The organism is Caballeronia arationis, from assembly GCF_001544975.2.
Taxonomy (GTDB): Bacteria; Pseudomonadota; Gammaproteobacteria; order Burkholderiales; family Burkholderiaceae; genus Caballeronia; species Caballeronia arationis.
Window position 1 is genome coordinate 1 of the sequence record NZ_FCOG02000495.1, and the last position, 1,008, is coordinate 1,008.

Below are 1,008 nucleotides of genomic sequence, written 5' to 3' on the forward strand. Positions count from 1 at the left end.
GGATTCACTCACGTGTGGGTGACTTCGGAGAAGGGCCGGGCGATGGTGCGGCAATTGACCGCCAAAGACCGCGTCGCGCGTACGCTCAAAGCAGTCAGCCGTGTCTGCCGTGGTATGCGGACCCGGCCGCTTCGCGATCAGCACCAGCGTCTGAGTCGAATGTTTAAAGGGCACTATGCCTACTTTGGCATCAGCGGCAACTTCGAGCGCCTGGCGACTCTACGGCATCACGTCGCCCGCATCTGGCGTAAGTGGTTGTCGCGAAGGTCGAACGAACGCTCTATGCCATGGGTTGCCTTCATGAGAATACTCACCCTATTCCCATTACCGCAGCCTCGGATTGTTCGTCGTTACGCCAAACCGTGAGCGAATCTGCATGATGAGGAACCGGATGCCTTAATTGGGCTCGTCCGGATCTGTGAGGGGTGAGGGGGGCGACCTCCTCGCCTACTCGGAGGCCGCCCTTCGAGAACGCCTTCGCTCGCATCTCAATTGCGGGTCAACCGCGCGCGGACATCCAATAGGGATTCAATCCAAGCGTTTTGGCAGAATGAGTGGTGACGCGTTTCCGGGCGTGAGGATCTTACTAGAGGTTTTCCCCACCCCCCCGTGCCCAGTCCTTCGTTATCATCTAAGCAGGCGAAGTCTTCAATCGTCAGTGAATATGGTATTTCGAATCGGTAAATAGTAGGCATCGAGGGTTAGTCGATGAAGGTGGGAATATATTGCGATTCGGGCATCAGCGGCGGCCACGAAGAAATGCTCAAGCGCCTCATGCTTGCACTGGTCGATTTCGAAAAAGTTGACACGCTACACGTGATGGTGCCTTTTGCTAACGTGCCGCTTCATCGTTTCGCCATTGAACTGGCACGCAAGCATCCGAAGACGCGCGTCGTCGGCCTATCGTACACGGCGGAATCCTTGAGCGGTAATCTCCTCGCGTTTCGTCGGATGATTCGGTCGACGGCCGTGACTTTGCGCAGGCTGGATCTCGATAAGCTGCTGATC

The 1,008-nt window shown here is 56.5% G+C and carries 1 protein-coding gene and 1 pseudogene; both read left to right on the forward strand.

All coding sequences use genetic code 11. The annotated features are described in order from the left end of the window. On the forward strand, window positions 1-366 hold a 366-nt coding region (locus AWB81_RS48195), incomplete at its 5' end, for an RNA-dependent RNA polymerase family protein (RefSeq protein ID WP_235026269.1). Window positions 367-708: 342 nt separating this feature from the next. Continuing rightward, window positions 709-1,008, forward strand: a pseudogene (locus AWB81_RS43445) (glycosyltransferase); the annotation flags it as partial.